Source organism: Nitrosomonas communis (assembly GCF_900114745.1).
Taxonomy (GTDB): Bacteria; Pseudomonadota; Gammaproteobacteria; order Burkholderiales; family Nitrosomonadaceae; genus Nitrosomonas; species Nitrosomonas communis_A.
Window position 1 is genome coordinate 82,529 of record NZ_FOUB01000004.1, and the last position, 25,212, is coordinate 107,740.

General features: G+C 45.0%; 22 protein-coding genes. 18 read left to right on the forward strand and 4 right to left on the reverse strand.

All coding sequences use genetic code 11. From position 1 onward, the window contains the following. The first annotated feature begins 559 nt into the window (after positions 1 to 559). Genes BM122_RS02975 through BM122_RS02985 form a run of 3 tightly spaced genes read left to right on the forward strand, consistent with a single transcriptional unit; the run spans position 560 to position 6,189 of the window. A complete protein-coding gene (locus BM122_RS02975) occupies positions 560 to 1,843 on the forward strand; it encodes a TolC family protein (protein ID WP_074903508.1) in 1,284 nt (427 codons plus the stop codon). Next, positions 1,840 to 3,012, forward strand: coding sequence for an efflux RND transporter periplasmic adaptor subunit (locus BM122_RS02980; RefSeq protein ID WP_074903510.1), 1,173 nt, complete (start codon positions 1,840 to 1,842; stop codon positions 3,010 to 3,012). Before BM122_RS02975 ends, BM122_RS02980 begins: the two co-directional genes overlap by 4 nt. A 3-nt stretch (positions 3,013 to 3,015) precedes the next feature. Beyond that, the gene (locus BM122_RS02985) at positions 3,016 to 6,189 is read left to right on the forward strand and encodes an efflux RND transporter permease subunit (protein WP_074903512.1); all 3,174 of its coding nucleotides are present in this window, start codon (positions 3,016 to 3,018) and stop codon (positions 6,187 to 6,189) included. A gap of 248 nt (positions 6,190 to 6,437) precedes the next feature. On the opposite strand, the gene BM122_RS02990 is transcribed toward BM122_RS02985, so the two are convergent. After that, positions 6,438 to 7,697 (reverse strand): putative Na+/H+ antiporter, encoded by a 1,260-nt coding sequence (locus BM122_RS02990; RefSeq protein WP_074903513.1) that lies wholly within the window; start codon positions 7,695 to 7,697, stop codon positions 6,438 to 6,440. 774 nt (positions 7,698 to 8,471) lie between these two features. Here BM122_RS02990 and BM122_RS02995 point away from each other — a divergent pair. The 10 genes from BM122_RS02995 to BM122_RS03040 all read left to right on the forward strand — a co-directional run bounded on the left by BM122_RS02995 (position 8,472) and on the right by BM122_RS03040 (position 15,097). After that, a complete protein-coding gene (locus BM122_RS02995) occupies positions 8,472 to 9,017 on the forward strand; it encodes a universal stress protein (protein ID WP_074903515.1) in 546 nt (181 codons plus the stop codon). Next, complete coding sequence (locus BM122_RS03000) at positions 8,990 to 9,337, forward strand: universal stress protein (protein WP_074903517.1); 348 nt, start codon at positions 8,990 to 8,992, stop codon at positions 9,335 to 9,337. Before BM122_RS02995 ends, BM122_RS03000 begins: the two co-directional genes overlap by 28 nt. 441 nt (positions 9,338 to 9,778) lie before the next feature. Continuing rightward, positions 9,779 to 10,267 (forward strand): Na+/H+ antiporter subunit E, encoded by a 489-nt coding sequence (locus BM122_RS03005; protein ID WP_074903519.1) that lies wholly within the window; start codon positions 9,779 to 9,781, stop codon positions 10,265 to 10,267. After that, positions 10,264 to 10,542 (forward strand): MrpF/PhaF family protein, encoded by a 279-nt coding sequence (locus BM122_RS03010; protein WP_074903521.1) that lies wholly within the window; start codon positions 10,264 to 10,266, stop codon positions 10,540 to 10,542. The genes BM122_RS03005 and BM122_RS03010 overlap by 4 nt, the downstream gene beginning before the upstream one ends. Continuing rightward, positions 10,529 to 10,843 carry a monovalent cation/H(+) antiporter subunit G gene (gene mnhG / locus BM122_RS03015; protein WP_074903523.1) on the forward strand — a complete coding sequence of 105 codons (315 nt, stop codon included), beginning with the start codon at positions 10,529 to 10,531 and terminating at the stop codon, positions 10,841 to 10,843. The genes BM122_RS03010 and mnhG overlap by 14 nt, the downstream gene beginning before the upstream one ends. Then, positions 10,840 to 11,082, forward strand: a complete 243-nt coding sequence (locus BM122_RS03020; RefSeq protein WP_218151971.1) for a Na(+)/H(+) antiporter subunit B — start codon at positions 10,840 to 10,842, stop codon at positions 11,080 to 11,082. Before mnhG ends, BM122_RS03020 begins: the two co-directional genes overlap by 4 nt. Positions 11,083 to 11,170: 88 nt before the next feature. Continuing rightward, positions 11,171 to 11,797 carry an MnhB domain-containing protein gene (locus BM122_RS03025; RefSeq protein ID WP_177198031.1) on the forward strand — a complete coding sequence of 209 codons (627 nt, stop codon included), beginning with the start codon at positions 11,171 to 11,173 and terminating at the stop codon, positions 11,795 to 11,797. Beyond that, positions 11,794 to 12,159 (forward strand): NADH-quinone oxidoreductase subunit K, encoded by a 366-nt coding sequence (locus BM122_RS03030; protein WP_074903529.1) that lies wholly within the window; start codon positions 11,794 to 11,796, stop codon positions 12,157 to 12,159. The genes BM122_RS03025 and BM122_RS03030 overlap by 4 nt, the downstream gene beginning before the upstream one ends. Further along, positions 12,156 to 13,598, forward strand: a complete 1,443-nt coding sequence (locus BM122_RS03035; RefSeq protein WP_218151972.1) for a complex I subunit 5 family protein — start codon at positions 12,156 to 12,158, stop codon at positions 13,596 to 13,598. The genes BM122_RS03030 and BM122_RS03035 overlap by 4 nt, the downstream gene beginning before the upstream one ends. Further along, positions 13,595 to 15,097, forward strand: a complete 1,503-nt coding sequence (locus BM122_RS03040; RefSeq protein WP_074903533.1) for a proton-conducting transporter transmembrane domain-containing protein — start codon at positions 13,595 to 13,597, stop codon at positions 15,095 to 15,097. Before BM122_RS03035 ends, BM122_RS03040 begins: the two co-directional genes overlap by 4 nt. A 666-nt stretch (positions 15,098 to 15,763) precedes the next feature. Here the strand turns inward: BM122_RS03040 and BM122_RS03045 are convergent. Further along, the gene (locus tag BM122_RS03045; protein ID WP_074903535.1) at positions 15,764 to 16,672 is read right to left on the reverse strand and encodes a TIGR01777 family oxidoreductase; all 909 of its coding nucleotides are present in this window, start codon (positions 16,670 to 16,672) and stop codon (positions 15,764 to 15,766) included. A gap of 297 nt (positions 16,673 to 16,969) precedes the next feature. On the opposite strand from BM122_RS03045, the gene BM122_RS03050 reads away from it, so the two are divergent. Further along, positions 16,970 to 17,701, forward strand: coding sequence for a DUF2459 domain-containing protein (locus BM122_RS03050; RefSeq protein ID WP_074903537.1), 732 nt, complete (start codon positions 16,970 to 16,972; stop codon positions 17,699 to 17,701). Between the two features lie 363 nt (positions 17,702 to 18,064). Here the strand turns inward: BM122_RS03050 and BM122_RS03055 are convergent, their stop codons facing one another. Then, entirely contained in the window at positions 18,065 to 20,920 is a 2,856-nt protein-coding gene (locus BM122_RS03055; protein WP_074903539.1) for an aconitate hydratase, read from the reverse strand. Between the two features lie 118 nt (positions 20,921 to 21,038). Between BM122_RS03055 and BM122_RS03060 the strand changes: the two genes are divergently transcribed. Both BM122_RS03060 and rnk read left to right on the forward strand, forming a co-directional pair. After that, complete coding sequence (locus BM122_RS03060) at positions 21,039 to 21,944, forward strand: D-hexose-6-phosphate mutarotase (protein WP_074903541.1); 906 nt, start codon at positions 21,039 to 21,041, stop codon at positions 21,942 to 21,944. A gap of 266 nt (positions 21,945 to 22,210) precedes the next feature. Further along, complete coding sequence (gene rnk / locus BM122_RS03065; RefSeq protein ID WP_074903543.1) at positions 22,211 to 22,624, forward strand: nucleoside diphosphate kinase regulator; 414 nt, start codon at positions 22,211 to 22,213, stop codon at positions 22,622 to 22,624. On the opposite strand, the gene ampD is transcribed toward rnk, so the two are convergent. Further along, complete coding sequence (gene ampD / locus BM122_RS03070; RefSeq protein WP_074903544.1) at positions 22,584 to 23,156, reverse strand: 1,6-anhydro-N-acetylmuramyl-L-alanine amidase AmpD; 573 nt, start codon at positions 23,154 to 23,156, stop codon at positions 22,584 to 22,586. The genes rnk and ampD overlap by 41 nt on opposite strands. Before the next feature lie 106 nt (positions 23,157 to 23,262). Here ampD and tmk point away from each other — a divergent pair, with 106 nt between their 5' ends. Continuing rightward, entirely contained in the window at positions 23,263 to 23,886 is a 624-nt protein-coding gene (gene tmk / locus BM122_RS03075) for a dTMP kinase (RefSeq protein ID WP_074903546.1), read from the forward strand. Between the two features lie 261 nt (positions 23,887 to 24,147). Continuing rightward, the gene (gene holB, locus BM122_RS03080) at positions 24,148 to 25,206 is read left to right on the forward strand and encodes a DNA polymerase III subunit delta' (RefSeq protein WP_074903610.1); all 1,059 of its coding nucleotides are present in this window, start codon (positions 24,148 to 24,150) and stop codon (positions 25,204 to 25,206) included. Positions 25,207 to 25,212 lie beyond the last annotated feature (6 nt).

Below are 25,212 nucleotides of genomic sequence, written 5' to 3' on the forward strand. Positions count from 1 at the left end.
GTAGGTAAAAATTATTGCGAATAAAAAATTTCAGTAAGAGGGTGAAGTCATTATAAAGCTTCCCATGCTTTATTTTATTTTTGGAATCAATTTGTTACTTCTCGAAACAACAGCAAATTGATAGTAGAATGTTTAAAGCATTCAATCCATCCTAAATTATTTGTGATGGAGCTTTTTATTTTTTTTACAACTTGTTCAGGTTGTATTCATTTTTTAAATTTATAATGGTAGTTTTACTTAGATGAGATTCTGGGATTACAATTGTTGGTAATTTTATTTTTATTATGTCAAACAGATAAAACGTTCATGACTAAAGCAATAGCAATTAGCTTATCGCAACATAGTATGAGATAAGTAATTATTTGATTTGATCATACTTAATAAAATTCAGAAACTTTCTGCAAACCTTTTATTTTTGTCGAAAAACATCCATTTTCTCAGCCATCACAGTGATAGCCTTTATAGCCTTTATAGCCTTTACATTGCAATACACAATCGTTACCTTCAAATCTGCTTTAACTCTCCTTAACTCCAAGATTAAAAGTTGATTAGAAACTATATGCAGAAATTTATTATCTTGCTCAGCTTGTTTTTTTCTTTAACTCCTATTGTATGGGCTCAAGATTCAGCTAAAGTATGGGCTCAAGATTCAGCTAGAAAGTTTTCCATCGAGGAAATCCAGCGTTTGGGATTGGAAGCGAATGGTTTAGTCCTGGCTGCACGTTCGCAAGTGAATATTGCTAGCGCGGGTGTGGTTGCTGCGTCTGCCTACCCAAACCCTGAGGTTCTGGTAATGGCGGGTCCGGTCGGTAAGCGATTCCCGGAATCCATAACCGGACCAATGGCTGACCAACGCACAGTTACAGTTGTCCAGCCGATTGAGAATCCTTTTATGCGGAGTGCACGCATTGGTGCAGCAGAGGCTGGAGTTGAGGCTGGACGTGCCAGCCTGGATCAGGTACGGGCTGATTTGTCTGCCCAATTACGGGTACGGGCCTATGAATTATTACTGCGTCAAGAGCAAGCTGCATTGGAACAAAGCATTTTTGATCTGCTTAAGGAAGTTCGCAGGCGTATCAAATTGAATGTAGAGAGAGGAGAAGCAGCCCGTTTTGAACTTATTCGGGCGGATACCGAGCTTAGAAGTGCAGAGAACCGCAAAGAGGCAGCGCGATTGAATGCAGAGCGGGCACGGGTTGCTTTATTGCAGTTTACAGCCGGTGCGTTACCAACTGATTTTGAAGTCAAAGGCTCCTTGAAGGACCCAGTAGCGCTGCCTTCATTAGAGATCTTACGTAGGGAAGTTCCAGCAGCGAATCCAGAGATAGTACGTTTGCAAGCTGAGCAAGAACGCGCTAAGTTGCGTATTGATCAGGAGCGTGCTTCTGTGCTTCCTTCCGTAAATGTGCTATACACTAATTTTCAAGATACCCAATTTACCGCTAACACGGCTGGCTTAAGCGTGAGAGTTCCCATTTTTTATCGCCGCCGTGGCGAGATTGATAGTGCAATCTTTGATTCTGCGCGCGTCCGGGAAACACTGGATTTTCGCCGTTATGAAGTGGGTCAGTTGTTTGAATCTGCATGGCAGGCTCTGCAGATTGCTCAGCGAAGAGTTGATATGTTTGAGGGCGGCTTAATCAAAGAAGCAGAAAATGCAGTGGAAGTCGCCCAAGCTGCCTATCGTTTTGGTGAGCGTAGTTTGCTCGAGTTGCTAGATACTCAACGTGTCCTTCGTGGAATCTTGGGTGATTCTTTACAAGCGTATTTTGATCTGCAAGCAGCCGCTGCCGAGATTGACCGACTACGTGCACATTATCCCAAGGAGTTGATTCCAGAATGAAAATTACGTTACCTATAGTGGGCTTCTTTTTGTTTGCGCTATTGTTAGCAGGGTGCAATCAGAATGAGTCTTCTCAGCCTCCTCAGAATGAGGAAACTACACAACAGGAATCAGAAGCCGAAAGGGATATTAATAGTATTACTGTCCGACCTGAGTTAATAAATAGACTGAAAATCGGCCAACCTTCGCTGGTTGATCTGGCTGATAGGATACAAGTTCCTAGCCGCGTTCAGGTGGATGAGGAAAGGACAGCGAAAATTGGTTCTTACGTAACAGGGCGAATCATTAATTTGTTTATCGTATTGGGGGATTACGTTAAAGAAGGTGATCGATTGGCACGTATTACCAGCCCAGAGTTAACGCAATCACAACTTGCCTATTTACGTGCTCAATCGCGTGTCGTCGTGACTCAGAAAGCGGCTGAGCGTGCGAGGCATCTTTTGGCCGCTGATGTGATACCGCTTGCAGAGGTGGAGCGACGGCAGTCCGAGCTTGAAATTGCCCAGGCTGAGCTGGGAGCGGCATCAGATCAATTAAGGTTGTTTGGAATGAGTCATGCTGAATTAAAAGAACTATCTAAAAAAGGAAAGATTTTACCGTGGCTGGATATCAAGGCAACCCGAGAAGGCTACGTTATTGAACGTAACGTCATTGTAGGCCAGGTGGTGCAACCTTCTGACCCACTATTTCAGGTTGCTGATCTTTCTTCTGTGTGGGTGGTTGGGGATGTGCCGGAGCAAATTGCCAGGGATGTTCGGCTCGGTCAGCACGTACAAATTGATGTTCCTGCCATAGGCAGTATTGGACGTGATGGGGTGATCATTTTTGTCTCGGATATTGTCAATCGCGTAACGCGCACTGTGATGACTCGGGTTTTAGTGGAGAACCGGGATCGTAAACTTAAGCCTGATATGCTGGCGAATATGCACATTACAGACCCACAGCATAAAACATTGGTCGTTCCAGAAGCGGCGGTGGTACGTGAATTGAACCAGGATTATGTTTTTCTCGCAAAAAGTGATGATCACTTTGAGCGAGTACCGGTTGAACTAGGGCCCGAAGTCGCTAATTTCCGCCCCGTACTGAGTGGGCTCACAGTGGATCAACATATTGTGATAGAAGGCGCTTATCATTTAGACAGCGAGCGTAAGCTTGCTGAGTTGGAGTAACTTATGATGGCGGCTATTGTACGTGCCATGCTAAACCAGCGCCTGCTGGTTTTAGTGATTGGGTTAGCGCTATGTATTGCTGGAGGTTTTGCCGCTAAAAACCTTTCTGTCGATGCATTTCCTGACGTAACCAATATTCAGGTGCAAGTGGCCACTGTTGCAATAGGCCGTAGCCCGGAGGAAATGGAGCGATTAGTCACTGTGCCGGTTGAGATTGCCATGACGGGCTTGCCGGGATTAGTCGAGATGCGTTCGATGAATAAGAGTGGATTATCACTCATCACATTGGTTTTCACGGATGAAACCGATGTGTTTTTTGCGCGCCAGCTCGTGATGGAACGGATTATTGATGTGACGCCACGGTTGATCCGTGGCATTACACCCGTGCTTGGGCCCGTTTCCACTGGTTTGGGGGAAGTTTATCAATACACGATAGAACATCCGAATGACGGTAACCGCGCGCTGACTGAAGAGGAACTGACTGAGCGACGTACGATTCAGGATTGGGTAGTGCGCCCAATGTTGCGCTCGATCCGGGGTGTGGCAGAAATCAATTCCATCGGCGGACATGTCAAGGAATATCAAGTATACGTCGATCCTAACAAGCTGCGGCATTACGATTTAACACTCACCGCAGTTGATCGTGCACTGGCCAGTAATAATGCCAATGCCAGCGGAAATATATTAGCACTGCACTATGAGCAATACCTGATTCGCGGAGTGGGTTTAATTGCCACATTGGATGATATCCGCAATATCATCCTTAAGGAAATGGATGGGGTGCCGATTTATGTGCGTGATGTGGCGGAGGTAAGATTTGGTGGAGAAGTTCGCCAAGGTGCAAGCATCAAAAATGGCTACACTGAATCAGTCGCTGGTATCGTCATGATGCTGCGCGGGGGCAATGCCAAGGAGATTGTAGGGCGGATTAAGGAAAAAGTCGCTGAAATTAATGAGCGCGGCTTGCTGCCAGGCGGTCTGCAGATCGTACCGTTTTATGATCGAACGGATTTGGTGGATGGCGCCTTAGCAACTGTTCAGAGTACCTTGGTCGAATCACTGATTCTCGTCATTGTGGTGTTATCCATCTTTCTTGGAACTGTTCGAACCAGTATCGTAGTGTGCTTCACACTGATCATTACTCCACTGGTCACCTTTATAGTGATGAATTACTACGGTCTGCCTGCTAATTTGATGTCTCTAGGTGGGTTGACGATTGCATTAGGAATGATGGTGGACCCAACTGTGGTAGTGGTTGAAAATATTTACCAGCGTCTTGGTCAAGCAAAGGGGACGGATCAATCCAAATTCGAGATTATCGTTAAGGCAGTGGCTGAAGTCGGCACGCCGGTTATTTTTGGCGTATTCGTTACCATTTTGGTGTTTTTACCGCTCATGACACTGGAAGGTATGGAGGGAAAAACATTCAGTCCGCTGGCGATCACAATTGCGATCTCATTGCTGGTTGCACTCTTTGTATCTGTGCTGTTATCACCCGTGCTGAGTGATTATCTATTGACTGGTGGCAGCGAGCATGACACCAAAATCGTTGCCGCTCTCAAGCATGGCTACTTGCACATCTTTAATCTGGCAATGCGTAATCAAAAAAAGACCATGATCATTGCAATCAGCTCATTGATCATTGCATTTTCATTGTTTCCGCTCTTAGGTAAATCGTTTATTCCGATCATGAAAGAAGGGGCAGTGACCCCCGTTATTATCCGGGCGCCCTCCATCTCGCTGGAAGAAGCCATCGAGCTGGAAATGGAAGCCATGCAGAAGATTGCCACCATACCGGGGGTTAAATCTGTGGTGTCCAAGCTTGGACGAGGTGAATCGCCCGCTGATCCGGCCTCTCAGAATGAATCTGATCCGATTGCGGATCTGGATCTGGAAGGATCCGGTCGCACCCAGGCAGAAATCGAAGAAGATATTCGTAAAGCGCTGGCAGATCTTCCAGGTGTCAATATCGTGCTTTCCCAGCCGATTGCACAGCGGGTAGATGAGATGGTAACGGGAGTGCGCTCCCAGGTCGCAATTAAAATTTTTGGTGATGATCTGGAAGAATTGCGCAAACTATCTGAGCAAGTCGCACGCATTGTCAAGTCAACGCGCGGAGCAAGGGATATTCGCATTGAACGTTTATCAGGTCAGCAGGAATTGACCATTAATATTGATCGTCGCGCCATTGCCCGCCATGGTCTCAATGTGTCTGATGTCAACGAGCTGATTGCTACTGCCATTGGTGGTAAAGCAGTGACTCAGGTTTTTGAGGGTGAGCGCCGCTTTACGCTGCTTTTGAGGTTTCCGGAAGGATTTCGCCATGATGTGGAAGCGATCAAGGATCTTCTCTTGTTAAGGCCCGCCAGCATTGCTGCACCGGCGGCTGGAGCGAGGGGTGGTGGCATGCTGATACCTCTCAGTGCAGTAGCAGATATTCAGGTGGTTGACGGTCCAGCGATTATTTCACGTGAATTTGCTAAACGCCGTGTGGTGGTGGGCGCTAATGTGCATGAGCGAGACATGGGTGGTTTCGTTGCTGAGCTTCAGGAGCGTACTGCAAAAGAAATTAAATTACCTCCCGGCTATTATTTTGTCTGGGGTGGACAGTTCGAGAATATGGAGCGTGCTATGGCGACGCTTAGTGTGATTGTACCCGTGACCTTGGCGGCAATTTTCTTCTTGCTGTTCATGTTGTTTAACTCAGTCAAACTTGCCGGGCTCATTTATTTAGTTTTACCGTTTGCTTCAGTGGGAGGAGTTGTGGGTCTTTTTGTGACGGGTGAGTACCTCTCTGTACCTGCTTCAGTGGGCTTCATCGCAGTATGGGGCACATCCATATTGAATGGTGTAGTGCTCATTTCTTTTATTCGTGAATTGCGTGATCAAGGATTGAGTGTAGAGGAGGCAGTGAGAAAAGCTTGTGCGCAGCGCTTCCGCCCTGTCATGATGACCGCGGCCACAACCGTTTTGGGTTTGGCACCATTTCTGGTAGCGACAGGTCTGGGTTCTGAAGTACAAAAACCGCTCGCTATTGTGGTAGTCTGTGGTTTGACAACAGCGACGCTGATGACAATGGTGGTCATGCCCATGCTGTATCGCTGGTTTGATGATAAGCCGGAACACGTTACCTCAACCTTAGCATCGGACCAAATCCGAGATTACTCAACATTTTAAGAATGCCTGATTACTTTCTCGGGAAAAGACTAAAATCCAAGATGTTGGAAATCAATGTAAGCGAGGGATAAAGTATCACTCGTAGAATGTAAGTGTGGTTTTATTATGTGATCTTATCTATGCTACGTTCTACGAGTTATTCCATTTCCAAATCAAATAACGCGAAGGAGAGGCGCAGACAGTATAAATAATACGGCAAGGTGAAGCCGACAAAGTCAGTCTTAATTTAGAAATAGAATGACTGCTAATCACAGAACGCGAAACGCAAGTACGGCTACCAATGTAGGAGGTAGTGCAGCAATGAGGAGTCCCAGCGGGTGAATGGTTTCTTCCTCAAATTTTCCACGCAAAATAGCAATGCCAGCAGGGTTTGGGGCATTCGCGATGACGGTCAAGCCACCACCTGTTACTGCGCCGGCTACTAATGCTACTTTGAATTCCTGGCTTAAACCTTCGACTAATGACCCCAAGTAAGTGAGTGCCGCATTGTCGGTAATCGCGGTTAATGCTGTAGCGCCAAAGTATACGGCAGTATCATCCATATTCATCAAGATGGGTTGCAGCCACCATTGTTGCTGACCACCGAGCACTACCAATCCACCCAGGAAGAAGGCTACCAATAATGCTTCACGTAAGATAAGCGGATTCTGGTGCCGTTGATAGGCCGTTGCGAATCCAAGGAAAAAGAGAAATAGTCCTATGAATACTGCAGGGTAGTGGGCAAATACGACGACTACTGTCAGAAACACCAAATGAACAAATATCATAGATATCGGAACCCTGGGTACATTGGTACTATCTTGCTGACCCATATGTTTGAGTTCATGCCGGAATAACAGCATGGCTGAGCCTGCATTGATAATCACTGCCAACGCAGCCTTCCAGCCAAAAGTAGAGATCATGAACCAAATATCCCAATTCCATTTGCCAGCCACCATCAATACTGGCGGAGCTGCAAAAGGTGTGAGTGTGCCGCCAATAGAGATATTTACGAATAATACACCGACTGTGACGTATTTTAGTTTAGTAGAGACTTCTTTACTGAACAGCGTATCACGCAGCATCAGCGCCGCCAGCGTCATTGCGGCGGGTTCAGTGATAAATGAACCCATCAGTGGCACGAAAGCTAACACCAAAAAATACATGGCCATACCCTGGTCCAATGGTAAGTAGCGTGCAGTCCACCGTACGGCAGAAGCAGTGAAAGCAAGAATGGGACGCGTACCTGCAATCACCATGATGACGAATACAAATAACGGTTCAGTAAAGTCGCGTGAGTTGAGATAGCTAGTGGCTTCCTGCTTGCCGCTTATGGCAAACATAAAAAGCATCAAAACCATTGCCCAGAAACCGAATACTACTTCGACTTCTCCCAGCAGATGCCAAATACCCGCATGACGCGGCTGGATATGGGCTAAATGCTCAAAATATTTTGTAGAAAAGGTATGAATCACTGCGAGTGCAAACAACACAGCGGCAATTAATTGAATAGAAGTTGGATCACTCATGCGATAACGTGTGTAGGTATCAATTGATGAAGCATAAAAATACAGTATTGTGAAGGTAATTCGAGAAATTTCACCCGCTATAATTTTTCAGAATTTGAAAGATGATCAAAACCATCTGAGTTTTATCGGAGAAAAATAAGCTTCGGTAGTGTTAGTTGAATTATATACTCAAACTTGAATGGTATTGCTGAAATAGGATTAATAGCTAATTTAATTCCATTTCTAAATTAAAAGTGACTTTGTCGGCTTCACCTTGCCGTATTATTTATACTGTCTGCTGTTCGCCTTCGCGCCATTTTTGATTTGGAAATGGAATAACGTGAATTCAATATAAGGATCACGGCAACATAGCGGGAAGAGCTGGAAGGAGACTGATATTAAGTAAGAATTTCTTGTCGCAGGCGGCGTTCCTCGTCGCGACGCCGTTTCAGCGATAATTCCAACAAGCGCTGCTCTCATCACGTCTCAAAACCTTTGCAAAAGTCTTCAATCGCACAAAAAATTATTATTATAATCTTCATCGGAATCTGATTCCTCTCATCTCTAATGATGAAACTCTTTTCCACAATCCTTTCACCATAGAGAATTTAGGTTCCTTTTACAGTTTCTTTTATGCCGACTCACGCTACATTAAGAAACTTAGTGTGAAGTAAAAAAACTAACGGTATATGAGGCTAATAGTTAAACCCTTTGTAATTACAAATACTTGATGCTTCATTACTTAAATTGGTGTTACTGGTTAGCTATGATAGCTATTTTTAAGGAATTAATTTTATGGAAGATAATTCTGTTGATCATAACCTACTGCTTGCTACCGATCTTAGCTGTCGATGTGATCGTGCATTGGACCGTGCTGCGCAATTAGCTAGAGCCTGGGAAGCTAAATTACTAGTGGTGCATGCAATTGATCCTGATTATGCTGCTCGCTATGCGAAGATTACGCAAGAGCTACCTTCGTGGCGCCGTCCAGAGGATTACCGGACAATTGCATCACGTCGATTAAATAGGGATTTAGAGGCAGATAACATTGACGCTGAGATATACATGGCTGAAGGTGTGCCCCACAAAATCATTCTTGAAGCTGCACTCAGAGAAAATAGCAATTTAGTTATCACTGGCGTAGGACGCGATGAGCCTCTCGCCCGTACTCAATTTGGAAGCGCCCTAGATGAGTTACTGCAAGAGTTATCGATTCCATTATTGATTGTGCGCCGCCGTGTTCGAGGGCCGTATCGGCATGTGGTAATGCAACAGATTTCTCGCCAGCTTCGCGACCTGCTCTTGAGATTGCGGTGCGCTGGTTTAGTGATACACAACTAACGCTTTTCCACACCTATGAGGGTGCTAGTTTGGGAGGGGACGCATTAGTAAATGAGAAGCGGAAAATTACCGCCAGCAGTCAGTGTGACAGCTTCCTTGCTGAAATGGCATTAGAACCATCAGTTATAAATCGTCTTCATCGTGTAATTGAAAAAGGATACCCGGAAGTATTGCTGTGCGATTATGTACGCCATGAGGAAGTTGATCTTGTGGTGCTCGGTACACAAGGTCGCAAAGGATTGCTTAAAGCCATGATTGGAAGTACAGCTAAAAACCTATTACATTTACTGGAGTGTGATACCATGGTTGTGCGAGATTAGTAGTTTTCTATTGTAAATACTTGCATGATTTTATAAAAGAAGAGTTTTCTCACCAACGCTATAGCCTGTTAAAAGAAGAAGTTGCATAAGTAGAATTCAATAAAACCTATTGCAAATTTATAGAAAATATAGAAGAGCAATTGATGCAGAATTTCTATATACGACTCTATCAGAAATTGATTTCTCCGTTTTAGAGAATGATCAGGCAATTCTGCAATGCATAAACAAGCTGCGGTGTTCTTGGCTTGCTTGCTTTTACTCAGAAAGGCAGTTTATGAATGATCTCTTCCTGGCTTGTACTCATCCTGGAAGAAAATATATTCAAGGGCAGGTGAAGCTATGGGAAGCAATGTTATCTATTACTCGATAATACTCTCGTATATGAATTGGGCGGTATCCGGCTGATCTGTTAAAGCTGTTCAATTCTCTTGAGGTAAGAATATGATTTCGCTCTTGCGGACTACTCTTTATAGATCAATGTTTTTTACCGCTGTCTGGTGGATTTTGATAGAAGGTAAGACAGACAGTTGGTTTGTGGGTTTGATCAGTATTTCGTTGGCCTTGGTGACTAGCTTCATTTTACTGCCGCCGAATCAATTTAGGTTCTCCTTCACAGGCTTTGCCCACTTTTTAATCTATTTCTTTGGATTATCGCTGAAAGGCGGTATTGCTGTAGCCTGTATGGCTATACGCCCGAATCCTGATCTTCATCCCAACATATTTACCATTACTCCACGTTTACCAGAGGGTTTGGGGCGAGCGATTCTAACTAATACCTTAAATTTGCTACCAGGCACATTGAGTGTAGATCTCACTTTAAGCAGTTTATATATACATGTGCTGGATGAGCGGCAATCTATAGAAACAGAAGTACGAAGTATTGAAGAAAAGATTGCACACATGCTGCGCTTGGAACTGAAAAAATCATGAATAGTCTTAATCAACTCTTGGCGGTATTTATACTTGTCAATTTATCAATTGCTTTAGTGCGGGTAACACGTGGACCTACAACTGCGGATCGTCTCTTGGCAGCTTTACTGTTCAGTACGTCCGGCGTGGCGATATTGTTATTATTAGCCTATATTGAAGAGGCACTGATACTTTTAGATGTTGCCTTAATATTTTCTCTGCTCGCAGTCATCTCTGGCGTGGTCTTTGCCCAGCGTGCTTGGCGAACAAAAGAGGAAAAAAATGAGCATTCTTGAATTATGCAGTATTGTTTTTTTAGTGGTGGGGGCTATTTTTTTCTTGGCAGGCACAATAGGATTGCTGCGCTTTCCTGACGTCTATACGCGATTGCATGCCTTAGCCAAAGTGGATAATCTGGGACTGGGCTTTACCAGTATCGGCTTAGTATTTCAAGCACCAGAACTAGTAATTGCCTTGAAGATTATTCTAATCTGGTTACTAGCCTTGGTTGCGAGCTCCACTCTAAGTTTCTTAATTGCCAGACGTGCGATGAAGAGAGGAATCATTCCATGGAGAGCGAAGGAGCATACAATTTGAGCAGCTTGATTCTGGATATGTTATTGGCTACGGTTTTATTTTGGATTGCTTTAAAATCACTGATTACTCCAGATTTATTTCATGCAGTAGTGTTATTCATGATTTTTGGCTTACTTATGGCATTGACTTGGGTTCGACTTGATGCTCCAGATATCGCGTTAGCTGAAGCTGCAATTGGTGCTGGCCTTACTGGGGCACTGTTGCTGGATACAATAGGATATTTACGCAGAAGCCATTAAAGCTATGTCGATGAAGAGCTTGCTTAATGCTGTAGTTATATTTTTTTCTGCCACTTTGGGTTTAACGCTGATTTGGGCTATCTTAGAATTGCCGGTTTCAAATCACATTCATTTATCCGAGCAGGTACTGATACAACTTGATGCTTCGGGTGTAAGACATCCAACAACGGCGGTGTTACTCAATTTTCGTGGTTTTGATACGCTACTGGAAGTAATGGTATTGCTATTAGCTTTGCTAGGGGTCCTAGATCAAACAAAAAAACGTAAACCAAAAAATTTAAGTATAAGCATTCGCTTAAACCAGCCCTACTTGCAAGCTCTGTTGTGGTCAGCACGTGTGCTTGTGCCGATGATGGTTCTGGTGGCAGGTTACCTGCTAGGGGTAGGGGGATATCAACCAGGTGGCGCATTCCAAGCGGCTGCTGTTCTTGCTGCAGCAGGTGTATTGCTTAATTTGTCTGGCTTATTACCCACCTGGAGAGAGCCGTCCTGGAGTCTCCGCCTAGGATTTATCTTCGGTTTGCTGTTGTTTTTGCTAATCACTGCAATGACATTGTTTCTATCACCTGGTTTGCTACTGCAATATCCAATCACTTTGGCCGGTATATTTATATTGATAATTGAGGCGGGACTTACCTTATCTCTTGGTCTCATTCTGGCGGGATTCTTTTTATTACTATCTGATGAAGTAAATAATAAGAAGGCTGATGAATGACAGGTGCACTTATTTATGCCTGTGTCGGCGCTGCATTGTTTGTTTGTGGTGTGGCAGGATTAATTCTGCTGCCTCATCTGCTACGCAAAATATTAGCTTTTAATATCATGGGTAGTGGTGTATTTCTTATGCTGGTGGGTTTAGGACAGCACGATAATATACCTGATCCAATACCACAGGCCATGGTTCTCACTGGAATTGTTGTGGCTGTTGCTGCTACGGCTTTGGCTTTAGCCTTCGTTCGGCGATTATTGTATCTTACCAGCAAGGCGCAATTTGTAGCGAATTCGAAAAGCTTAGATCAAACCGAGGAAAAACTCATAACGAGGGAAAGAAATAAAGAAGGAGACGCATCCAAGTGAGCGATCCTATACCTTGGTTGATTTTGCTGCCTTTACTATGGGGATTGCTATCTTTTCTGCTAGGTGTGGGGCGGGGAGGTCGATTAGCGATCGTATGTTTGGTAATTCAGCTAGCTTTGGTAGCATTATTGGTAGGGCAGGTTGTCGCGGAAAAGGATCGGTATTATGCCGTGGGTGGTTGGAGCGCTCCTCTGGGAATTGATTTGCACGTGGATGGTCTGGCTAGTGTAATGTTATTACTTACCCATGTGGTGATCTTGCCGCTAGGAATTTATGCGCGTTCCTATTTTTCTCATAATGTTGAGGGTGTCGGTTATTTTTGGCCAATGCTCGGTTTACTGTTAGCAGCTCTGAATACGCTATTCATGTCTGCTGATATATTCAATATATATGTTACTCTAGAATTATTAGGCTTGGCAGCAGTTGGACTAGTAGGAACGGCAGGGAATACAAGGTCGATATTGGCGGCCATACGCTACCTGCTGGTTACTCTGCTTGGTTCAGGTGTTTATTTGGCTGGTGTTGCGCTGATTTATGGAAGTTATGGCAGTGTAGCATTAGCTGTGCTAGAGCCATTAATTGAAAATGAAGTTTCTGTTGCAGTATTCCTCGCAGCTATATTGATGCTGGTCGGATTATTGCTTAAAACAGCTTTATTCCCTTTTCATTTCTGGTTACCATCAGCTCATGGTGGGGCGCCGACACCAGTATCAGCCTTGCTTTCGGCATTAGTTATTAAAGCTTCTTTTTATCTTATCCTGCGCATGTGGCTTGGCTTGTATGCTCCATTGGCGACCATACAAGCAGCTCAACTGCTGGGAGGGCTGGGTGCGGTGGCCATACTGTGGGGATCAATTATGGCATTTAACCAAACACGACTGAAGATGTTGGCAGCTTATTCTACTGTAGCTCAGATTGGCTATTTTTTCTTACTTTTTCCTTTGATTACTGAGGTTGGCTCAGAAGCGGCCGAAATTGCAATGCAAGGCGGTGTGATTCAGCTTGTGGCGCACGCTTTAGCCAAGGCAGCAATGTTTGCCGCTGCTGGTGTAATGATACTATCGATGGGCAAGGATGACATAGCACTGCTAAGCGGAATTTCCAGCCGTTTACCACTTACCTTGTTTACTTTTGCTTTAGCAGGAGTAACTCTGATGGGGTTACCCCCTACCGGGGGTTTTATAGCTAAGTGGTTGCTGATTAGCAGTGCTGTGAGTAGTGGTCAATGGGGCTGGGTAGTCGTGATGATTCTGGGAGGATTGCTGAGTGCAGGGTATGTATTTAAAGTGTTGCGTCAGGCTTTGTTGCCAGCAGCAGCGGAGATGAAATTCAGACCTGTAAACCCTTCTCTGGAATGGCCTGCTTTTTTGCTTACTTTTATTAGCTTGTCGTTGAGTTTTGCATCTAATAATGTTTTAAATATATTGGGGGCGGGTTGAGCGTCAACGAGAGTCTACTTTTGCTCGTTCTGGCCAGTTCTCTGGTGCCAGGAGTGATCATTTTCTTTCTGCCAGAGTCACGCATTCGCTTGCGCACCCTATTAAATCTGACGGGAGCAATTCTCAAGCTGCTGCTGATAGGATACATGCTATGGGGCATTCAGCATGGCCAGATCTACATTTTGCGTTACAATTTATTACTTAATCTGGAGCTAGTACTAAAGGTAGATGCACTAGCTGCACTATTTGCCACCTTGTCAGCAGCATTATGGCTCTTGACGACCCTTTATGCTGTTGGTTATTTAGAACGCTCGCCTCATCGTAGCCGTTTTTTTGGTTTCTTCAGTCTTTGTGTTACCGCTACTGTGGGTGTGGCAATGGCGGGTAATCTGTTTACTTTCTTCATTTTCTATGAACTGCTGACGCTATCCACATATCCTCTGGTGGTGCACCGAGGTACAGAAGCAGCTATTCGCGCTGGAAATATCTATCTGATCTATACACTTTCTGGTGGGGCAGTATTGCTGGTAGCTATAATCTGGTTGTACAGTTTGCTGGGCCAATTTGAGTTTATTTATGGTGGTGTAGTAGCCGTATTGGATTCAAAATATTCACCTCAGTTACAGATAATTTTTCTGTTACTTATTATTGGATTGGGTGTAAAGGCTGCCCTGGTGCCGTTACATGGCTGGCTGCCGCAAGCGATGGTGGCGCCAGCACCAGTATCAGCTTTGCTTCATGCAGTGGCAGTCGTGAAAGCAGGAGCTTTTGGCATCATACGAATTGTATATGAAGTTTATGGTGTGGAATACTTGCAAAGCATGAATTTGCTCATACCACTTGCTATAGCGGCTTCGATTACCATTATCTGGGGATCGCTGCGTGCTCTTTGGCAGAGCGATCTAAAACGACGGCTTGCTTATTCAACTGTTAGCCAAGTCTCGTATATTATTCTTGGAGTGAGTTTATTTAGCCCAGTAAGTACTATTGGCGGAATTGTTCATCTTGTTCATCAAGGCATCATGAAAATTACCCTCTTTTTCTGCGCTGGTAATTATGCTGAGACTTTAGGTATCCATAAAATAAGCGAGATGAATGGGGTGGGATGGCGCATGCCATGGACGTCAATAGCTTTTTGCATAGCTGCACTTGGTATGATTGGGGCACCATTGACAGCGGGCTATATTAGTAAACTCTATCTCAACCAGGGTGCAGAGATAGCAGATCAGATGTGGGCAAGCGGGGTGTTAACTGTTTCGAGCCTCTTTAATGCAACTTATTTTTTGCCAATCATGTATCGATTCTGGTTTAAAACTCAGCCTCAAACTTGGGTACAAGAACGTATTTATGCCAGGGGGCGATGGGAAACTCATGGGCTCTTACTGATACCGCCTCTTGTTTCTGCTGCTGCAACTTTAGTAGCGGGCATATTTGCGGATACCGACTGGAGCCCATTATACTGGGTAAAACTGATTGTTAAACGCGAATACTTGCTTTAAGGTCATCTTCTTTCCCAGCCAAAAATACTGATCTTACTAACTCTATCAGTTCACGATGATGGTACAAAGCGTCTTCATAAATTAGTTGAGCAACTTTTAAAAATAACGTGAATTCAACATAAAAAAAGCAGTAAAAGGAACCAAATTTCTTATGATGAAGCGATTTATGGAATGTTCAGATTTCGATGGATATACTATAGCAGTGATTTTTTGTGCGATTGACGATTTTCTTAAAGGGCTTGAGACATGGTAGGAGCAGCGCTTGTTGGAGTTATCGCTGAAACGGCGTCACGGCGAAGAAAGCTACGACAAGAAATTCTCACTTAATATCAAGTTCCCTAAAGCTCTTCCAGCCATGGTGTAATGATTCTTATGTCGAACTCACGTTATTTAGCTTCGTTCCCTGCATGCCGGTAAATTTTCAGACAGCGCTCATAGGCGCGTTTCGTTTGTTTGTAAATTATCGTGGATGGTCGCGGTGAGTGCATTGTCATGGGGTAGGTTACCCAAAATGTTTGTATCAAAAATAGAATGGATAAGACTGGTCGATTAACTATCAAGGCTTGCGAGAGACTCACATTGCCATCTGGACATATATCTCACATAAACCAGAAAACAGACTGCAGTGTTGTTATTTCAAGCGCGTCTATTTATCACAACCCGGCATTATCCTTCGCCAAATAAATCCTCTAGCGCTGTCGGTAAATCAGTAAATTTGAATTTAAAATTATATACTTGCAGTAATCTGGTAGAGACGATGTGATAACTGTTCAGCGCAAGAGCAGCTGCTTCACCTAATGCCAGTTTTAGTACAAAAGCTGGCGTAGGAAAGAACGCTGGCCGGTGCAGCGTCTTGCCAAGCGCAGCGGCAAATTGGCCGTATCGAACCGGATTGGGTGAAACTGCATTTATCGGACCATGATAGCGCGTATCCAGTGCAGCGTTGCTGTATATCGAAACCAGATCATCAATATGAATCCATGGAAGCCATTGGCGCCCGTCACCGACCGGTCCACCTAATCCTATTTTGAATAAGGGCAGGAGTTTATCCAGCATGCCGCCATCACCCAATACTATACCCGTCCGTATGTTTACCCGACGTACCCCCTTGTTTTCAATTTTTGCAGCTTCTGCTTCCCAGTCTCGGCAGATGGTCTGCATAAAACCTGCTTGGGCAGGTACGTTATAGGATTCATTATAAACATCATCTCCTTCACCTGGGTAGATGCCGATAGCTGAGGCACAGACGAAGCATTCCAGACTGGCAGGGGCTGCGGCTACCAGCTTGCGGGCACTTACTATTCGTGAATCATACATTTCGCGCTTGCGTTCTTTAGTCCAGCGGCCACTACCTATATTTTCGCCCATCAGATGGATGATAATCTGAATATTTTCTAATGCTTCAGCGGGCACATCCTCTTTTGCATAGTTCCAGCTAAAGGCTGGTACACCCAGTTTTTGGCTTGCACGCGCCGCATTCCGGCTGAGGACCTTAATGGTATGATGGTCTTGTTTGAGGCGCTGTACCAGGTGCCGGCCTACGAATCCAGTTGCGCCAGTAATGAGTATGTTCATTATATTTGGCAATTCTCAAGTTGATTGATGGCTAATTCTATTTCTAAATCAAAACCGGCTTTGTCGGCTTCTCCTTGCCGTATTATTTATACTGTCTGCGGCTCGCCTTCGCGTCAGTTTTGATTTAGAAATGGAATAATTCAAGATATGTGTTTTCCGCATCAAACGGCAAGATGCAAATCTAGCTAGAGAGCAAATGCAATGGAATTATTTAGAGTAGTTCCAATGATAGCGGACGATAATCTTATTTTTTAATCTTTTTTTATTGTATCGAAATTTGACTCAGATTGTACAACGATGAAAAATTTTACTCGTGATGCAGCGATGTCTCTTTTAATAAGCGTAAGCGCGCTGCTCACGGCCTGTGCCTTTCCTGTTGAAAACTTATGGCCACCCCCTCCCGATTCCGCTGCACGCACTGTTTATGTATCGCTTGATACATGGCATGCAATGATTGCTTTCCCTCAAAGCGAGGAAATGACAGTGAATAGTGCACATCAAGAAGAACATCAATTTCCTCAATTGCCTTCTTCCCTAGGCCATGTCCTGCCCTTCATTCGCAATCAACGTTTCGAGGAGTGGGGCTATGCCGAGCGAGCTTGGTATTTAGAAGGAAGATGGGGTCTGACTGGGGTGATGCGAGCGCTTTTTTGGCCAACAGAAGGAGTGGTTGAAGTTGGCTGGTATGATCAAGTGTGGGCCAATCGTACGCCTCAGCCTCCTTCTGATCTTTTCATATTTCGACTGAGTGAGGAAGGTTACCAGCGGTTACGCCATCACCTCGATGCTACGATAGCGGACCGTAACTCTGTAACTGCTTTTGGGACTTCTTTGTTTTATCCTGCAAAACGTTCGTACCATGCTCTCCATACCTGTCATCAGTATGCAGCTTACGCCTTGAGAGAGGCGGGGTTACCTCTCTCCCCATTCTGGGCCTTCAGCAGAGCTTCCTTTGCCTGGCAGTTACACCGCGCTGTGCGGATCGCTGAGAAGCAACCAACAGCTATACCTCATAATGAGCCTCAATAAGATAGTGATCAAAATCACAAACTGCGTTATTTCTAATGCTGTATAAAATGATAGGTTACAAAAATCTCAAACAACGTAAGCAAGGATTTATTCCATTTCTAGATCAAATTTAGACTTGCTGACTTCTCCTTGCCATATTATTTTTATACTATTTGTGGATCGCGTTCGCGTCATGTTTGATTTGGAAATAGATTTAACTGCTTGTTAGGCTTATATTGGGGTACCTCGTGGCAGCCAAGATGATCATTTAGTGAGATATTGCCAGATGCTAGTAGCAATTAAATACCTTTAAGTCAGTTGTGGTACATGATCTTATTAGCTCAGACAAGCTGGAGGATATCCTCCAGCGCGCATTAATATTTTCTAACTCACCAGTAACTGCCTGAGTACATAAGGTAAAATACCGCTATGTCGATAATAATCGACTTCAATTGCGGTATCAATGCGGCAGAGCAACGGGATGCGGTGCTGGCTGCCATCTTTGAAATGGATAACGAGGGTAACTTCTTGCTGGGGTTGAATGGTGTCGATGCCAACAATATCGAATTGTTCGTCACCTTTGATGCCAAGGGACAAGGCATTATTATCGCCCATGAATTGTAAAGGTAGAACCCCCATGCCGACCAGATTGCTCCGGTGGATACGCTCATAGCTTTCCGCAATAACAGCTTTGACTCCTAACAACTGAGTACCTTTGGCTGCCCAATCACGGCTTGAGCCCGTGCCGTACTCCTTGCCAGCAAATACCACGGTAGGTACATTTTGAGCGATATATCGCATAGCCGCATCGTAGATGGGCATTTGTTCGCCATCAGTAGTATTGCTGTCACGGAATAATGTTATCCCACCTTCACTTCCAGGAACCATCAGATTTTTAATGCGCACATTGGCAAAAGTGCCGCGCATCATGACATGATGATTACCGCGGCGAGAACCATAACTATTGAAATCTGCTTTAGTAACATGATTGGCGAGCAGATATTGACCTGCCGGCGAGGTTTCCTTGATAGCGCCAGCCGGGCTGATGTGATCAGTGGTAACGGAATCGCCAAAGATCGCTAATGCTCTCGCACCAATGATGCCGCCAGGCTTGTTGTTAGGTACTGCTGGTTGCAGTGGAAAATCCTGGAAGAAAGGTGGCTCGGCGATATAAGTAGAGTCTGGCCAGTTATAGAGCTTGCCAGTGACCGAAGTGATGTTATTCCAAAGGGGATTATCTTTGGTGAAATCACTATACAGCTGGCGGAAAGTATCGGCTTGGGTAGCAAATTTCATGAGAGATGCGATTTCCGCGCTACTTGGCCAGATATCGTGCAGCCAGACGGGCTGATTATCCTTTCCTACACCTAGCGGTTCGGTATCCAGATCTTTTAATACCGTGCCTGCGATAGCATAAGCCACTACCAGAGGGGGCGAAGCCAGAAAATTAGCACGGATATTAGCATGTATTCTTGCTTCAAAATTCCGATTACCTGAGAGAACGGCTGAACAAATGAGATCTTCTCTGACGACACACTCTTCGATCAGCTCTGGCAGCGGTCCGGAGTTGCCAATACAGGTGGTACAACCATAACCCGCTAGATTGAAACCAAGTTGCTCCAGATAGGGCAGTAAGCCTGCAGCAATGAGATATTCTGTCACCACGCGCGAGCCCGGTGCAAGTGAGGTTTTGATATGACGTTTAACACTCAGACCTTTTTCAACCGCTTTTTTGGCAAGCAATCCAGCAGCGATTAATACGGTAGGATTAGAAGTGTTGGTGCAGGAAGTGATCGCAGCAATCAAAACATCGCCATGCTGCAGCACCGCTGAGTAATTCCTTTTATCATTGGCTTGGATGGTATTTTGGGTGGGGCGATTATTGAGCAGTTCAGACACATTTCTCTCAGAGCCAGGCGGAAGAGTGGCTTCATCTTGATTCATCGGACTGGTGACGCATACTTCATTATTCGGGTAGGTGGCATCTCGGGTGGGATAGGTGCGAGCCAAATCTTCCGTTGGCTTGCCATATCCATTGTCTGCCATGGGTTTACTGAAAAGCTCAGTAAAAGTTGATTTAAGATTGCCAATTGCGATGCGATCCTGCGGGCGTTTTGGTCCGGCCAGCGAAGGTATAATTGAATTCAAATCTAGTTGCAATTCCTGACTGTAGTCAATATCTCCTTTATTTGGCATGCCAAATAGCCGTTGTGCCTTGAAATAGGTTTCAAATGCATCGATTTCTTCATTTGTGCGGCCAGTATTTCTAAAGTATTGAAGAGTGGCGTCATCAACTGGGAAAAAGCCCATGGTGGCGCCATATTCGGGCGCCATGTTAGCGATGGTGGCACGATCAGGTAAGCTTAATGATGCGGTACCCTCACCAAAGAATTCTACAAATTTGCCGACTACTTTTGCTTTACGCAGCATTTCAGTAACGGCCAAAACCAAATCTGTCGCAGTTACGCCTTCACGTAGCTGGCCAGTTAGATTGACACCGACGACATCCGGGGTGAGAAAGTAAACCGGTTGCCCTAGCATGCCAGCTTCTGCTTCGATCCCGCCCACACCCCAGCCTACTACTCCGATACTATTGATCATGGTGGTGTGCGAATCGGTGCCGACCAGCGTGTCTGGATAAATCAGGCAATTTTTCTGATGCACACCGCGTGCCAGATATTCCAGGTTGACCTGATGCACGATACCAATACCGGGTGGGACAACCTTGAAAGTATCAAATGCCTGCATGCCCCATTTGATGAATTGGTAGCGTTCTTCATTACGGACAAACTCCATTTCCATGTTGCGTGCGAGTGCCTCTTTATCGCCATAGTAATCGACCTGAACGGAGTGATCAACTACCAGATCAACCGGTACCAGCGGTTCAATACGCTTGGGATCTTTATCTAGCCTCTCTGCCGCGCTGCGCATGGCCGCCAGATCAACCAGGAGCGGCACACCCGTGAAATCCTGCAACACGATACGCGCAACCACAAACGGAATTTCATGCGTACGAACGGCATTTGGCTGCCAGCCAGCCAGCTGTCGAACATGCATTTCTGTGACTTTTTTATCATCGTAATTACGCAACACCGACTCTAACACAATACGAATGGAGACAGGAAGTCGTGATATCTTACCAAGACCGGCTTCCTCCAACGCTGATAAGGAATAAAATTGCGCAGTTTTGCCATCAGGGAATGGTAGCGATTGCAGTGAGTTGAATAAAGTGTGAGCCATGGCATATCCTTAAAAGTAAGCGCGAGGATTTATTAATAGCAGTTACTAATAGCAGTTTATGAAGTTTGGGTTTGAGTTTATCATTCTAAACTTATTGCAACAAAAAATAAGGTAAAAAATGGGTATTGCACAATTAAATAGAGATCATGGGATTGCTGGTCAGGTTGAGTTTTTTGAAGGACAGGGTGGTTTTCCATTTATTCGAGTAAAAAACGCTAAGTCTAGTGCATTGATTTCGGTCTACGCAGGTCAAGTGCTTTCTTTTCAGCCTGCTGGTAAAACAGATGATTTGATGTTTCTCAGCCAGAAAGCTTATTATCAGGCAGGAAAAGCAATTAAAGGGGGCATACCAATTTGCTGGCCTTGGTTTGGTCCTGATCCAGAAGAAAAAGGCCGCGCGGCGCATGGTTTTGTGCGTAACCGCATGTGGGACGTGATTGAAACGAGCGTGACGGCTAATGGCGATACTCAAGTGGTTTTAGGATTGACAGATACACCAGAGACGCAGGCTATCTGGCCACATGCCTTTATTTTGAGGCTAGAAATTATAGTGGGAGAAACGCTTAATCTAGTCCTAGTGACACGCAACACTGGAGATCAGGCATTCTCCATTACGCAAGCCTTTCACACCTATTTCAGTGTGGGCGATATTCATCAAATACGTGTTTCAGGATTGGAGGGCAGGCAATACCTCGACAAAGCCGATGGGGGGCAGCAAAAAATGCAATCAGGTGCTGTGACCATTAGCTCGGAAGTGGATCGCATTTACCTGGATGTCTTAGACGATATTATCGTGCATGATCCTGCCCTGAAGCGCCGGATTTATATCGCTTCTCAAGGCAGTCAAACGGCTGTGGTGTGGAATCCATGGGCCAAAATTTCGGCAGAGATGGCCGACTTGCAAGATGACGATTATCTGCGCATGTTGTGCGTTGAAACGACTAATGCTGCCACGGATCGTATCACGATACAACCAGGCAGTGAATTTAGACTGGTTGCCAATTATCGTATTGAAAATCTGTGATAACAAAGTTTCGATAAAATCGGTATTTGATAAAACATCGTTTAATCAATAAATCTGTTGTCGTCTCGATGGGAGCATGGTGCGCGGTTCGCGTTTCCCCTGTCTGCTTATTATTCCACTCTAAATCAAAGATGACACGAAGGCGAGCCCAGGCAGAATAATACGGCAAGGGGAAACCCACAAAGTTAGGTTTGATTTAGAAACAGGATGAGCTCTTCTTTCATTATGTGGATAAGCTATATTAATCAAAAGCCAAGAGAGTAAAAATGAAAACCAGACCAAAAATTATCATTTCAGCGCTTGATGCGGAGAGATTGGAGAGCCTTATTGATTCATTACCCAGCAATGCTTTCCCGGGTAAGGATGAATTAGAGGCTGAACTGATGCGAGCGGAAGTAGTCGATCCGATAGATGTTCCACCTACTGTGGTGACCATGAATTCTACAGTAAGGTTTAAAGTTGAATCTTCGTCTGAAGAATTTGAATTAACACTAGTCTATCCTAAAGACATTGACGCCAGCGGAAGTAAGATTTCAATTCTTGCACCGGTCGGTAGTGCGCTGCTGGGTCTTTCTCAAGGAGATGAAATTGAATGGCCAAAACCTGGCGGTGGCGTATTGCGCGTTCGCATCGTAGAAGTCACCTACCAACCTGAACGTGCTGGTGAATATCATCGCTAGAGAATCCCCTGTGATAGCGCCCCCAATCAAAATAAGGACCTGGGTCGGTTTTACGCGTGGGGGCAATATCAGCATGTCCTGCAATATCGGTAATGGGGTAGGCCTTGAGCAAAGATATTGTGAGCGCAATGAGCTGATCGTACTGGATGGGCTCAAAGGGTAGGGCATCGCTTCCTTCCAGTTCAATCCCGATGGAGAAGTCATTACAGCGTTCCTTGCCTTGCCAATTGGAAACCCCGGCATGCCAGGCGCGCAGCATGCACGGAACAAATTGGATGATTTCCCCATCGCGGCGAATGAAAAAGTGGCTGGAAACTCTGAGATCGCGCAATGATTCAAAATAGGGATGCGCTTGCGGATCAAGTTGGTTGGTAAATAACTCGATTACGCTATTTCCGTCAAATTTGTTCGGTGGCAGACTGATGTTATGTATTACCAATAAACTGATGTCACATCCAGGGGGACGCTCATCATAGTTGGGTGAAGGAATGAAACGCACGTTCTCAAGATAGCCGGCAGTATTGATCTCCATAAGTTCTTTCATTTTGGGCAGGAAATTTAACTTACTGGATAATATAATAAAGCAAAGCTGATTTAGGCGAATTTTATTTATGAACATTTAGATAAGCAGGCTACCCATGCAGCAGGGAAAATTCATCACTCTAGAAGGTCTTGATGGCGCAGGAAAAAGTACCCATTTGATCTGGCTGGAAAATTTTTTAGAAGACAAAGGAATCGATGTCGTGACAACACGTGAGCCAGGTGGCACTTTACTGGGTGAGCAATTGCGCACCTTGCTGCTCGATCCTGGTCAGCACATGCATGCGGAAACGGAAGCATTGCTGATGTTTGCAGCACGGCGGGAGCATCTGGATAAAGTTATTCTGCCGTCTCTCCATAGAGGGGAGTGGGTCATTTCGGACCGTTTCACCGATGCGAGTTTTGCTTATCAGGGGGGGGGCAGAGGGGTAACATTCGATAAGTTACAAATACTGGAACGATGGGTACAGGGCGTGTTCCAGCCTGACTTGACATTATATTTCGATGTGCCGATAGAAATGGCGAGAGAGCGTGTGCAATCGGCCAAAATAACCGATCGGTTCGAGAGAGAACAGGATGAATTTTTTCTCCAGGTGCGCGAAACTTATCTACAACGAGCGCAGCAATTTCCTGAAAGAATCTGCTTGATCGATGCAAGCCAACCGCTGCATGAGGTGACAATCGCCTTGCAAGGTATTATCCAAAAAGCATTATTTGGTTGAATCTACCTTAGGATAAGGTATGATTAAAATTCATTTTTTTGAAAATGAACGAAGTGAGTTTCAACGAAACTACATATCAGACAGATAGGCGAGAAATGAGCGAATTCCATTTCTAAATCAAAACTGACTTTGTCAGCTTCATCTTGCCGTATTATTTATACTGTTCGCGGCTCGCCTTCGCGTCATTTTTGATTTAGAAATGGAAGAAGATGCGCCGATGAAGAAGTGATTCGCTCGCACAATGGATCTTTAGAGATGCAGATGAATGAGTTTTATCCCTGGCAATATACTATTTGGCAACAAGTGAGAAGCTCGGTTGCTTTGAAGACACACGCCTTGCTGCTGAAAGGCAGAAAAGGAATAGGGAAGCTAGGCTTCGCCCGAAGCCTAGCCAAGTCATTATTGTGTACGCAGATAACGGTGGAACAAGTTGCCTGCGGTGTATGTACAAGCTGCAAATGGTTCGAGCAGGAAACCCATCCAAATTTTTATTTAATGACACCAGAAGCACTTATTGACTCGTCTGGTGAAGCGGGTCCCGCAAGCAGCGGTATAGACAGGCAAGATGCAGAGCATGCCAAATCAGGGAAAAAGCCCAGTCAACATATTACCATTGAGCAAGTGCGAGCGCTGAACGATTTCGTCTATCTTTCCGGTCACCAGGATGGACTCAAGGTGATTCTGATTCATCCAGCAGAAGCCATGAATGTAGCGGCAGCCAATGCCTTATTGAAGAAACTCGAAGAACCTCCCTCCAATGTTCTTTTCATTCTGGTAGCGCATCGCTCGCAAGATTTGCTGCCAACCATTCGTAGTCGTTGCCAGCATATTACTCTGCCCATACCTGATGCGGCTACTGCGCGCAATTGGTTGACACAGCAGGGAATAGAACATGCCGATATCTGTCTGGCTCTGTCAGGTGCCTCACCTTTGCAGGCTGCGGCATTCAGCCATCACGATTATTTTAGTCAGCATGCTGATTTTATCCGGAAAATCAGCATGCCCGCCAGCTTTGATCCTATTTCTCTGGCCAACAGTCTGCATAAACTGGATTTGCCAGAGATTGTCAACTGGTTACAAAAGTGGTGCTATGACTTGGTATGCTTTTGTACCACGGGAAAAATTCGCTACCATGTGCATCAAGAAACAACTATAAGGAAATTGGCTTCAACTGCAGATCCCAAGCTGCTTGCCAGCTTCTGGCGCAATTTGATCACGAGCCAGCAATTAGCGCGCCATCCTCTCAACGCCAAATTGTTTCTGGAAGAGATACTGCTTTCGTACGTTAAGGTAATGGCGCCGACGCGATACCAAGGTTGACCGCTA